10 protein-coding genes are annotated in these 11,630 nt (G+C 70.8%); all 10 read right to left on the bottom strand.

Annotated elements, in window-relative coordinates:
• Window positions 1-6 precede the first annotated feature (6 nt).
• Entirely contained in the window at window positions 7-1,311 is a 1,305-nt protein-coding gene (locus ERL55_RS03650; protein ID WP_129135218.1) for a dicarboxylate/amino acid:cation symporter, read from the bottom strand.
• A gap of 108 nt (window positions 1,312-1,419) precedes the next feature.
• Window positions 1,420-3,093, bottom strand: a complete 1,674-nt coding sequence (locus ERL55_RS03645) for a BatD family protein (protein WP_129135217.1) — start codon at window positions 3,091-3,093, stop codon at window positions 1,420-1,422.
• Window positions 3,093-4,817 (bottom strand): VWA domain-containing protein, encoded by a 1,725-nt coding sequence (locus tag ERL55_RS03640; RefSeq protein ID WP_129135216.1) that lies wholly within the window; start codon window positions 4,815-4,817, stop codon window positions 3,093-3,095. Before ERL55_RS03640 ends, ERL55_RS03645 begins: the two co-directional genes overlap by 1 nt.
• Complete coding sequence (locus ERL55_RS03635) at window positions 4,814-5,830, bottom strand: VWA domain-containing protein (protein WP_241685823.1); 1,017 nt, start codon at window positions 5,828-5,830, stop codon at window positions 4,814-4,816. The genes ERL55_RS03640 and ERL55_RS03635 overlap by 4 nt, the downstream gene beginning before the upstream one ends.
• On the bottom strand, window positions 5,827-6,273 hold the full coding sequence (locus ERL55_RS03630; protein ID WP_129135214.1) for a DUF4381 domain-containing protein: 447 nt from the start codon (window positions 6,271-6,273) through the stop codon (window positions 5,827-5,829). Before ERL55_RS03630 ends, ERL55_RS03635 begins: the two co-directional genes overlap by 4 nt.
• Window positions 6,273-7,205, bottom strand: a complete 933-nt coding sequence (locus tag ERL55_RS03625; RefSeq protein WP_129135213.1) for a DUF58 domain-containing protein — start codon at window positions 7,203-7,205, stop codon at window positions 6,273-6,275. Before ERL55_RS03625 ends, ERL55_RS03630 begins: the two co-directional genes overlap by 1 nt.
• Window positions 7,206-7,288: 83 nt before the next feature.
• A complete protein-coding gene (locus ERL55_RS03620) occupies window positions 7,289-8,284 on the bottom strand; it encodes a MoxR family ATPase (protein WP_129135212.1) in 996 nt (331 codons plus the stop codon).
• A gap of 128 nt (window positions 8,285-8,412) precedes the next feature.
• Entirely contained in the window at window positions 8,413-10,419 is a 2,007-nt protein-coding gene (gene pilQ / locus ERL55_RS03615; RefSeq protein ID WP_129135211.1) for a type IV pilus secretin PilQ, read from the bottom strand.
• A gap of 13 nt (window positions 10,420-10,432) precedes the next feature.
• A complete protein-coding gene (locus ERL55_RS03610; RefSeq protein ID WP_164972110.1) occupies window positions 10,433-10,975 on the bottom strand; it encodes a pilus assembly protein PilP in 543 nt (180 codons plus the stop codon).
• Entirely contained in the window at window positions 10,975-11,625 is a 651-nt protein-coding gene (pilO, locus tag ERL55_RS03605) for a type 4a pilus biogenesis protein PilO (RefSeq protein WP_129137186.1), read from the bottom strand. The genes ERL55_RS03610 and pilO overlap by 1 nt, the downstream gene beginning before the upstream one ends.
• Window positions 11,626-11,630: the final 5 nt, after the last annotated feature.

The following is an 11,630-nucleotide window of genomic DNA, read 5'->3' as shown; positions in this document are numbered from 1 at the left end:
GCTCCCTCAGCCGTTCTCGAGCGCCACCCCAACGGGATGCGGCTGCACGGACCCGGGGTCCGCGTCATCCGGCTCGCTGCGCGCGATCACCACCGAGCCGACCATGTCGCCGCCGATATTGACCGTGGTGCGGCACATGTCGAGGAAACGGTCGACGCCGAGGATGATGCCGATGCCTTCCGGCGGGATCCCGAACATCACCAGGATCGTGGCGATCACCGGCAGCGACCCGCCCGGCACGCTGGCGGCGCCGATGCCTCCCATGATGCACATCACCAGGATCATGACCTGCTGCACCAGGGTGAGCTCCACCCCGAACAGCTGCGCCAGGAACAGCACGGTCACGCCCTCGTAGAGCGCCGTGCCGTTCATGTTCACGGTCGAACCCAGGGTGCACACGAAGCGCGCCACCCGCCGCGGCACGCCGAGGTTCTCCTCGGCCACCTTCAGCGATGTCGGCAACGTGGCCGCGCTCGACGAGGTCGAGAACGCGGTCAGCAGCGCCGGCTGCGACTTGCGGAACACGTCCAGCGGCGAGCGCCGGGCGATGGCCGCGATCGCCACCGAATAGGTGCCGAAGAAGTGCAGCGCCATCGCCAGCACCGCGGTCAGCACGAACCAGCCCAGCTGCACCATCAGCCCCAGGCCCATGCGCGCGGTCAGCGTGAACAGCAGCGCAGCCACCGCGTAGGGCGCCAGCCGGATCACCCAGTCGATCAGCTTCAGGCTGATGTCGTAGACGCCCTGCACCGCGCCGACGAAGCTGCGCGTGCCGGCGGTGTTGAGCACCGTCGCGGCCACGCCGAACACCAGCGAGAAGAACATCACGCCGATCAGGTCGGTACTGGCGGCTGCGGCGATCGGGTTGCGGGGCACCATGTTGAGCAGCATCTCGACGAACCCGATGGGCATGCCGCCACTCGGTATCGCCGTGCCGGATGCACTGACGTCGGCCATCACCTGGTCACGCAGCTCGTCGGGGATGCCCGCGCCCGGCTGCAGCAGGTGCGTTACCACCATGCCGATCACGACCGCGATCGAGGTGCTGCCAAACACCCATGCCAGCGTCTTCGCACCAAGGCGCCCGAGCGAGCGCGGATCGCCGATCTCCACCACGCCCAGGATCAGCGCCGAGAACACCAGCGGTACGACCAGCATGAACAGCAGGCGCAGAAACAGCTGGCCGATCGGATCGGTGACGTAGGTGATCACGCCAGCCAGCCATGCGGCCTCTCCGACCAGCACGTTGGCGGCGAGGCCCAGGCTTGCGCCTACGATGAAGCCGATCAGCATCCGGGTGTGCAACGGCATACGGCGGACATCCGGAGTGGCTGGCGTCATGCGGCAAGGCTCATCGAGAAGGCCGGCAAGCTTAACAAAGCGTATGCGGGCGTCCCTGACCGCGGCACGCGGGGCGCGTCAGCGTGGATACAACGGCGGCAGCACGGCCGGAGGCCCACCGCCCACCGGTTCATGCCAGCGCGGTCCGTCGCGGAACGCGTCGCGTACCGCCGCACGCGCCGAGACCGCATCGCCGCCCGCCCAGCGCGCACGCTGCAACCGGTCGATCGCGTCGCGTTGCGCGGGATCAGCCAGGCGCGCGGCGAGCGCATCGAGACCGTCCGCCGGGGGCTGTGCCAGCGCACACAGCGCGTCGGCGATGGCGTGCAGGTCGCCGGTCTGCAGCGCATCACGCAGCGCGCGCTGCGCCACGCGCGGACCGGTGGTCTCGCGTGTTGCAACGCCGATGTTCGTGACAGCTCCCGCCACGTGGGTACGACGCTGCAGTGCCCAGCCCAGCGTCACCAGCCAAAGCAGCGCAAACACCACCGTCGCCAGCGGCCAGGCGCCGATCGGATCCTGCACGCCGGGCAGGCGGATGCCGCCCGGTGCGTTGCGCACGCCGTCGTCCATCGCAGCGATTCCGCGGCCGCCCTGCCCGGCCACCACATCCAGGGTGAGATCAGGCAGCTCGGCGATCCGCGCCTCATCGGCCGCCACGTCCCACCATGACTGCCGCGGGCCGCGCACCGTCAGCGTGCCGGCGGCTGCGGGCACGACCGCGAACCGTCGCGTCACCCGCACCACCGGGCGGCCCTGGTCGAAGCTTTCCTCCACCTCTGGCGGCTCCGGGAACACCTGCGCGCCGCCATCGACGGCAAGTTCCAGCGCCGGCAGCTGGCTGCCGCTGGCACCATCGGCGCGCGCCTCGACCACGATCTCCACCGCCTCGCCGGCACGTGCCTGCTGCGGCGTGGACAGGTATTTGAGTTGCAGCCCGCGCAACGGCAGCCACGGCTGCGGCGCGCCGTCGGGCACCGGGCGGACCTCGAGGAAACGTGGCGCGCCATCGGCACGCAGCAGCCGCGAACCGTCGCGGAACAGGTCATCGAAGAAGTTGCCGGTGCCGCGGCCGGTGAAACGCGCGCCGGGGATGGCAAGCGTGCCGCTGCGCTCGGGCACCAGCAGGAAACGGCGTTCGACCACCGTGTAGCGCCGGCCGCCGATGTCGCGGTTGTACTGCACGTCATTGCCGATGCGCTGCAACGCGGCGCCTTCCGGTGACGGCTGCTCGAGCTCGCCGGAAATCAGCGGCGTTGCGTAGTACAGCCGCAGGACGTAACCGATCGCCTGCTGCACGTACGCACGGTCGGCATCGAGCTCGGATTCGATGAAGGCGGGGTCGCCTGCGCGCGCCGGCGTGGCATCGGCCGCGGTCACGGTCAGTGCGAGCGCATCCGTGCTTGCATTGCCGACCTGCAGCGGTGGAACCGTGAGCGTGCCGGTGCGCCGCGGCGACAGCGCCACCGCGAACAGCACCCGCGCCTGGCTGCGCCCGTTGACGATCTCCACCTGGCGGCTGCTGGTGTGCCCGCTGAGCCGGAAATCGGCCTCCAAGGCCGACCAGTCCGGCGCACCCGCGCCAGCCTGGGTGGTCTCCACGTTGAGGGTCGCGGTCTCGTCGAGCGCGATGCGGTCGCGATCCAGCCAGGCACGTGCCTGGGCCTGCGCGGCTGTCGCCGGCCAGCCCGCGAGCAGGGCGAGCAGGCAGAGCAGTGGCAGGAAGCCTGCACGCATTGGATGGATCGTCATCAGGGTCCTCCGCCTTGCTGGCGTCGCAGGTGTTCGAGGCGGAACTTCTCGCGCAGCAGCCCACCCGGGTCGTCGGGCACCCGACGCAACCAGGCTTCATTGGCCTCGCGCTGCTCGCGCTCCTCGCGGGTTTCGGAGATCGCAGGCTCTGCCGGATCGTCCTGCCCATTGGCGTTGTCGGCCTGGCGCAGCGCCTCCTCCATCCGCCGGCGCTGCGCTTCGTCGGCAGCTTCCTGCGCCTGTGCATCGGGTGCCGCGGGGGCCTCGGCCGGCGGCGCATCGGACGCGGGTGCGTCGCCGGGGTCGTCGCCAGCCTGGCCCTCGTCCTGGCGGTCCGGCGGCGATTCGTTGCCCGGCTGCGGCTTACCCTGCTCCCCCGAATCGCCGTCCGGATCCGGCTGCGGGCCGGACGGTGGCGGCTGCTGCTGCATCGCCTGCAGCACCGCCTCGCGGTTGGCACGGGCGTCGTCCATGCCCGGCTCGCGCCGCAGGGCCTCGTCGTAGGCGGCCACCGCCTGTTCGTAGCGGCCGGCACGGGCCAGCGCATTGCCGAGGTTGTAGGCGGCATCGGCACCGGGCAGCCCGCGCCAGGCGGCGATGGCGGCTGCGTAGTCGCCGGCGCGATAGGCATCGGCACCGGCCTGCATGCGTGCATGCGCGACCTGGTCCGCACGCCGCCAGAGACTCCCGTCCAGCACAGGCGGATCCTGCGCCGGGGCCTGCGCATGCGCGGGAGCGGACATCCATGCCGGCAGACACGCGACCGCCAGCACCAGTGCCAGCGCGTTGCGCCGGAAGGCGAACGCCGCCAGCAGCATCAGCGGAAGCAGCAGCCAGTAGCCGTCGTCCAGGCGCAGCATCGTGGTGGCATCCCGGACATCGCCCGACGCACTGCGCGGCTCGAGCACGCCGAGCGCGCGCAGGTCGCCGCTGTCGGCCTGCAATGCCGCGTAGGCGCCACCGCCGGCGCCGGCGATCGCGCGCACTGCCGGAGCATCCAGCCGCGCGCGCCCGAAGCCTCCATCCGCCTTGCGGTAGGCACTGCCGGCAGCCGTGCCGAGGCCGAGCACCGACACGCGGTAGCCGTCGGCTGCCACCGCGGCAGCCGCACGTTCGGCAGCGCCTGACCCTTCGCCCGTGAGCAGCAGGATCTCGCCGCGGCGGAAGCCGGCCTGTTCCAGCAGGCGCGCGGCGTGCCGGATCGCACGATCGGGGCGGTGGCCGTCGACCGGCATCACGCCCGGCGCCAGCGCGTCGAGATACAGCGCCACGTTCGCGGTATCGCTGGTGAGCGGGGCGACGGTGAACGCGTCGTCCGCCCATACCACCAGCCCGACCTCGCCGCCGGCGCGCTCGCGCAGCAGGGTCGCGATCTTCGATCGTGCCTGCGCCAGCCGGCTGGGCGGCAGGTCGTTTGCGAGCGCGGCGCCGGACAGGTCGAGGGCAATCACCAGCGGTGCCGCCGGCTGCACCAGTGGCTGGTCGCCGCTGCGCCAGCTCGGGCCCGCGAGTGCCGCCACCGCGAGCGTCCAGCCGATCAGCAGCGCCACGAGCCCGGAGCCGCCGCGGCGTGATCGCGCACCCAGCAGGTGTGGCAGCAGGTGTGGATCCACGACATTGCGCCAGGCGTCGTCGCGCTGGCGCCTGCGCCGCCACCAGAGCACCAGCAGCGGCAGCGCGAGCAGGCCCCACAGCCACTCGGGGCGCAGGAACACCAGGCTCATCCGGCTGCCTCCATCAGGCCACGCCGGCGACGCGGCCACGGCATCCACGCCAGCAACGCCAGGCCCAGTGCCCACGCCAGTGGCACGTGGTAGCGCTCGATGCGCGGCCGCACCGCCTCCGCCGGGCGCTCCACCGGCTCGAGGCGATCGATCTCGGCGTAGATGCCGGCGAGTTCCCCGGTGTCGCGGCCCCGGAACATGCGCCCACCGGTCATGTCGGCGATGCGCTGCAGAGTGTCCTCGTCGATCTCCTCGACCGGACCGGGCAGGCGGAACCCGAACGGCGACTGCATCGCGCCGCCAGCGCCACCGAAGGCGATCGTATGCACGCGCACCCCGGCATCGCGGGCCAGCTCGGCGGCCTTGAGCGGCTCCAGCAGGCCGGCGGTGTTGACGCCGTCGGTCAGCAGGATCAGCACCCGTTGCCCTTCCGGCTGGCCGCGCAGGCGCTTGACGGCGAGACCGATCGCATCACCGATGGCGGTCTCTCTGCCGGCAAGGCCGACCACGCTGGTCATCAGCTGCTCGCGCACGCTGTCGCGGTCCAGGGTGAGCGGGGCCACCGCATAGGCGCGACGCCCGAACACCAGCAGGCCGACGCGGTCGCCACCGCGGCGGTCGAGGAAGTCGGCGATCACCGCCTTGGCCGCGGTGAGCCGGTCGACCACCCGGTTGCCGAGCAGCATGTCCTCCTCGGCCATGCTGCCGGAGAGGTCTACCGCCAGCATCAGGTCGCGCCCGGCCTGCGGCGGCTGCACCGCCTCGCCAAGTGCCTGCGGGCGCGCCGCGGCCACGCACAGGCAGGCCCAGGCCACGGCGGCAAGCCACAACCGCAGGCCGCCGCGCGCGCCCCTGCGGCCGCCCGTGACCCCGGCGGCCGTATCGAGCCGGTCCGCCCACGGCACCCGCAGCGCCGCACCGGTAGCGACCGGAGGCAGCAGCCGCCGGACCAGCCACGGCAGCGGCAGCGCCAGCAGCAGCCACGGCCAGGCGAGATCCTGCAGCCAGCTCACCGCCGCAGGCTCCACGCCAGGAATACCGCGCGTGCTTCACCACGCAGCCGTGCCACCGCATCGGCGTCGACCTCGCGACGGTAGCCACCATCGCGCAACAGCCCGAGCGATTCCGGCCCCAGCTCCGTCGTCGCCTGTTGCAGGAAGCCGATCCATTCGGCTTCAGCCAGCGCGGCCGCGTGCGGTTCCCGCTGGCGGGCGGCCCGGCGCAGCAGTTCGGAGATCGCCGCCACCTGCGCGGCGGCGGTGGGCGCTGCAGCCACCGCGTCATCGAACAGGGCCTGCATCTGCAGGCGACGACGACCCGCGCGCCGGCGCCACCACAGCCCCGCGGCCACAAGCGCCAGCAGCACGGCCGCCAGCAGCCACCAGCCCGGCGCCGGAGGCCACCAGCCAGGCGCCTGCGGCTGGTGGATGTCGCGCAGGACCAGCCCGGTGGCCATCAGCTGTCCGCTCCTGTGGGCTGCGGTTGCAGCCATGCATCGCTGGCCATGTCGCTGGCGAGCGTGCGCACCCGCACGCCGCGGCCGGGCAGCTCGGCGAGCATCGCGTCGAGCGGCGCCACGAAACGCTCGTGCCAGCGCTGCCGCTGCGCGGCGGCGGCAAGGTCGAGCTCGACGCGCTGTCGCCCCGCCTCGAACGCCAGCCGGGCGTGCGGCGGCGCGGTTTCGAGCGGATCGGTCAGCAGCACCACGGTGACATCGGCGTGCAGCGCCAGGCCGGTCCAGCGCGAACGCGGGATGTCCTGCAGGCTGCCGGCATCGGCCAGTACCAGCAGGCGCGCGCCGGGACGCAGCACCCGTGCTGCATGGTCGAGTGCAACCGTCAGTCCGGCATCCTCGTCGGGTGGCCGCGCATACCAGCGCACCAGCGCATCCAGCACGCGCAGCGCGCCACGCGCCCCACCGGCCGGGGGCACCGGCGGCTCGCGCAGGCTGCCGCGCAATGCGGCGACCCGATCGCCCTCGCCGACCGCGCGCCATGCCGCGACCGCGCCCGCACGCGCCGCCTGCACCGACTTGAAGCGCGTGCGGGTGCCGAAGTACAGCGCCGGGGCGGTATCGGCCACCACCAGCGACAGCCGTTCGCGTTCGGCCTGGAACAGCTTGGTGTGGGCACGGCCGGTACGCGCGGTCAGCCGCCAGTCGATATGCCGGGCATCGTCGCCAGCGGTGTACTCGCGCGATTCCGCGTATTCCATTCCGCGCCCCCGCAATGGTGAAGGCGACTGCCCCGCGGACACATGGCGGACGCGGCGCGGCCGGCGCCCCTGTGCAGTGGCGCGCAGCGCGACGAGTTCCGCAAGCGTCGGCACGACGCCGTCGTCGCCCACAGGGCGCCCGGGCTGTTCCACGGTCGAAAGGTCTTCCGCCATGGCTTACACGGACAGGTGGCGGTCGAGCGACCGCAGCGTCTGCTCCACGTCGACCCGGCCGATCCGCGACAGGCCCGGCGCGATCACGGCAGCGGCACCCGCTCGATCAGCTCGGCGACCAGGCGGTCGCCATCCCAGCCTTCGGCCGTCGCCTCGTAACTCGGAAGCACGCGATGACGCAGCACGTCCGGTGCCACCGCGCGCACGTCCTCGGGCGTCACGTAATCGCGACCGGCCAGCCACGCCCGCGCCCGCGCGCAGCGCTCCAGTGCGATCGAGCCCCGTGGGCTGGCGCCCCAGGCGATGCGACGCGCAAGTGCGTCGTCGTACCGGCCTGCATCGCGCGATGCCAGCACCAGCTCGACGAGATAGCGCTCGAGTTGCGGTGCCAGGTGCAGGTCGAGCACTGCGGAACGCGCATCGAACACGTCGCCGATCGGCATCCGCGCAGGCGCGGATGCCGGTTCTCGCAGGGTCTGCCGCGCCCGTTCGCGCGCCAGCCGCAGGATCTCGGTTTCGCTGTCGACATCGGGATAGCCGATGCGCACATACATCAGGAAGCGATCGAGCTGCGCCTCGGGCAGGGCGAAGGTGCCCTCCTGCTCGATCGGATTCTGCGTGGCCATCACCAGGAACAGCGCCGGCAGCGGATAGGTCTCGCGCCCGACGGTGACCTGGCGTTCGCCCATCGCCTCCAGCAGCGCCGACTGCACCTTCGCAGGCGCGCGGTTGATCTCGTCGGCCAGCAGCAGCGGGTGGAAGATCGGCCCGGGCTGGAACTCGAAGCGGCCGTCCTGCGCGCGCCAGACCTCGGTGCCGGTGAGATCGGCAGGCAGCAGGTCGGGAGTGAACTGCACGCGGGCGAAGTCGGCCTCCAGACGCGCGGCCAGTGCGCGGATGGCGCTGGTCTTGGCCAGCCCCGGTGCGCCTTCGACCAGCAGATGGCCATCGGCCAGCAGCGCGATCAGCAACCGCTCGATCAGCGCCGACTGTCCGACGATCTCCGCGGACAGGTCATCGCGCAGCGCCCGGAAGGCATCGTGGAGGCGGGGGATATCGGAAACAGCCTGTGAATCCATGGGGCGGCGTGTCGGCAGCGCATGCGGCGGGCGTCCAGTGTGCCCCATGACGCCGGCGGGGATTCAAGCCCGCCCTGAACGACGACGGGGCCCGAAGGCCCCGTCGTGTAACGCATCGTCCCGCCAGATCAGGTGCGCTGTGCCACGCGGATGACCTTGGGCGTCACGAAGATCAGCAGTTCCGCCTTTTCCTTCGAACGGCTGCGGTTCTTGAACAGGTTGCCGACGATCGGCAGGTCGCCAAGGAACGGAATCTTCGACAGGTCGTTGCGGTCGCGGAACTCGTACACACCGCCGATCGACACCGTCTGGCCGTCGTCGACCAGCACGGCGGTGGTGATCGTGCGCTTGTTGAGGTTCGGGATCGAACCGAAGGCGCCGACGTCGGTGTAGCCGCTGATCTCGTCCTTCTTGATGTCCATTGCGAGGAACACGCGGCCATCGTTGGTGATGGTCGGGGTGACCCGCAGCTCCAGCAGCACGTCCTTGAACTCGACGGTCGGCACGTTGTTGCTCTGTCCGCCGGTCACGGTCAGATAGCCGATCTCCTGGCCCTGGCTGATCACCGCCTCGCGCTGGTTGCTGGTGATGATGCGCGGGTTGGAGATCACCTCACCACGACCTTCCTGCTGCAGCGCCGAGATCTCGACGTTCCAGTCAATCGTGTTGCCAAGGATGGTCAGGGCCAGTGCGCCGGCACCGGAAGGGGCTGCGCGGGCGAAGTTCAGGCCGGAGGGAAACAGGTGGGACGGCAGGTCGGCGTCGACGGGCGGGTTGGGATTGGTCGGATTCTGCGCGCGCGCGTTCTGCGCCGCCTGCTGGTACTCCGCGAAGGAGTTCTGGTAGTTCACGTTGCTGTCGAGCGAACCCGAAGTGATCGCGCGCCCGCCGATCAGTCCGTGATTGTTGATGCCGAAGCGCGCACCAATGTCACGGGCGAACGATTCGTTGGCGATCACGATGCGTGCCTCGATCACCACCTGGTCCACCGGCTTGTCGAGCGCAGCGACGATGCGCTTGAGCTCCTGCACCCGGGCCGGGATATCGATTGCCAGCAGGGTGTTGGTGCGACGGTCGAAGCTCAGGCTGCCTCGCGACGACAGGAAGCCGCGGCTGGTCTGCGTGCCACCGCCACCGCCGGCCGAACCACCACCGGCACCGGTCTTGCTCTCCTCGGTCAGCAGCTTGGCGATGTCCTCGGCATTGCCGTAGCTGATCGGGATGTACTCGGTGACCATCTCGGCGCGATCCTCGATCGCCAGGCGCGCGTCCTCGCGGGCCTGCTCGAACGCGGCGATCTCGGACTGCGGAGCGACCCACACGACGTTGCCGTTGCGGCGCTTGTCGAGCTGGCGGGCCTGCAGGACGATGTCGAGCGCCTGGTCCCACGGCACCTGGATCAGGCGCAGGGTGACGTTACCCTGCACGCTGTCCGACGCCACGATGTTGAGCCCCGATTCCTCGGCGATCATCTGCAGCACGGTACGGACCGGGATGTCCTGGAAATTGAAGGTCACCGCCTGCCCGCTGTAGGCGCGCGGCGCGTCCTCGGCGAGGACGCTGGTGGTCGACGACTGTGCGCCGGTGGCCAGCGCGGTGCCGCCGACCGCACGCTGCGGTGCGGCCGCGCGCGGCACCAGCTCGACGATGAAGTCGCGGCCGGTCTGGTAGGCCATCGGCTCGAAGTCACCCTGTGCACTGAGCACGATGCGGGTGCCGGTGCCGCTCTGCACCGCATCGATGCGCTGCACCGGGGTGGCGAAGTCGGAGACGTTGAGCGGACGCTGCAGCGCCGGCGGCAGCGTGCTGTTGCCGACGTCGACGACGATGCTGTTGCCCTGCGCGCGCATGTCCGGCGCGGCGCCCTCGCCGTCGAAGCTCAGGATCAGCTTGCCGGAGCCGCCTTCTCCGCGCTTGAAGTCGATCTTGGAGACGCCGACCGCACCGGGCAGCTGGCGGGCCGGGTCGGCCGCGGCCGGGAGCCCGGACTGGGCCAGCAGCGGAACCGCGTACGACACCGGCTGTGCGGCGTGGACGCCCGCGGTGGCGGCAAGCAGGCCGGCCACGAGGCCGGTCACCACGCCGAACGGGATGCTGCGCGCCGGACGCGGAGCTTGCGCTTTACTCACGATCATCTTGAATCCCCTTTCAATTGTCATTGAGCGCAATCGAAGCCGGCCGCTCCAGCCAGCCGCCCGCGCCATCCGGCACAAGTTCCACCAGTTCCACGCGATCTTCGGCAACCGAAGTCACGCGGCCATCGTTCTGGCCCACGTAGTCCCCTGCGCGGACCCGGTGGGTCACCTTGTCCGGTGCCATCAACAGTGCCACCAGCCCGCTGCCGCGACCGATCGTGCCGACCATGTCGATGCTGTCGAGCGGGAATTCCTCGAGCGGCTGCTTGCGGCGGTTGGAATCCGGCCGCGGCCCGCTGCCCCCGCTGTCCGAGGTGAAGGCATCGCTGAAGGGATCGCGCAGGCCCTGCGCGGCGTATTCGAAGGTCTCGAACTGCTGCATCACCGGCAGAGGATCCAGCGGCGGTGCCGGGCGCGCCTGCACGTCGGCGACCCATTCCTCGAGATTGGGCGCATCGCCCGGCGAACTGGTGATGTCGCGGCCGCACGCAGCCAGCGACATGGCAACGGCGGCGAACACGAATGCGCGTCCGGCAGTAGTCAACGGCTTGCGCATCAGCGGCTCCCCCCAGCGTTCGCTGCCGCGGCGGCAGTCGATTCCTGCGCGGCGGTTTCTTCCTCGTCGAGGTAGCGATAGGTCTTGACCGTGCCCGCCAGCTCCAGCTGCCCGCCCGGGCGGATGGCGGTGCCATCGCGCGGCCTCAGCGAGATGTCGTGCATGGTCATGATCACCACGCGCGGCAGCGAAGCCACGCCGCTGACGAAGGCACCGAACTGGTGGTAGCTGCCCTGCATGCGCAGCGCGATCGGCTTCTCCGCGTAGAACTCCTGCGGCGACTCCGGACCGGGCTGGAACAGGTCGTTCTGGATGCCGGTGGCCAGCGCGGTCTGCGAGATGTCGACGATGAGGTCGGGCATCTCGGTGCGGCTGGGCAGCTGGCGCAGCATCTGCTGCAGCTGCTGTTCCATCTGCGCGAGCTGCAGCTTGAGCGGCTCGAGGTTGGCAGCACGACCCTGCTTGAGGGCGAACTCCTCGCGCTTGGTGACCTCCTGGCCTTCCAGTGTCTGCAGCTCGGCGCGCTTGTCGCGGATCACCAGCCACCACAGCAGGCCGAAGATCAGCAGGCCCATCAGGATGCAGAACCCGATCTTGTACTCGCGCGGCCAGGACCCGGTGTTGTTGAAGTCCAGTTCCTTGAGCGACATCTTGC

The sequence above is a fragment of the Luteimonas sp. YGD11-2 genome, from assembly GCF_004118975.1.
Lineage (GTDB): Bacteria > Pseudomonadota > Gammaproteobacteria > Xanthomonadales > Xanthomonadaceae > Luteimonas > Luteimonas muca.
This window is presented reverse-complemented; position numbering and strand designations above follow the sequence as displayed.

Coding starts and splice junctions, on each gene's coding strand:
- pilQ (WP_129135211.1), bottom strand. CDS start 10,419: ATGATCGTGAGTAAAGCGCAAGCTCCGCGTCCGGCGCGCAGCATCCCG.
- ERL55_RS03645 (WP_129135217.1), bottom strand. CDS start 3,093: ATGACGATCCATCCAATGCGTGCAGGCTTCCTGCCACTGCTCTGCCTG.
- ERL55_RS03610 (WP_164972110.1), bottom strand. CDS start 10,975: ATGCGCAAGCCGTTGACTACTGCCGGACGCGCATTCGTGTTCGCCGCC.
- ERL55_RS03625 (WP_129135213.1), bottom strand. CDS start 7,205: ATGGCGGAAGACCTTTCGACCGTGGAACAGCCCGGGCGCCCTGTGGGC.
- ERL55_RS03620 (WP_129135212.1), bottom strand. CDS start 8,284: ATGGATTCACAGGCTGTTTCCGATATCCCCCGCCTCCACGATGCCTTC.
- pilO (WP_129137186.1), bottom strand. CDS start 11,625: ATGTCGCTCAAGGAACTGGACTTCAACAACACCGGGTCCTGGCCGCGC.
- ERL55_RS03650 (WP_129135218.1), bottom strand. CDS start 1,311: ATGCCGTTGCACACCCGGATGCTGATCGGCTTCATCGTAGGCGCAAGC.
- ERL55_RS03630 (WP_129135214.1), bottom strand. CDS start 6,273: ATGGCCACCGGGCTGGTCCTGCGCGACATCCACCAGCCGCAGGCGCCT.
- ERL55_RS03640 (WP_129135216.1), bottom strand. CDS start 4,817: ATGAGCCTGGTGTTCCTGCGCCCCGAGTGGCTGTGGGGCCTGCTCGCG.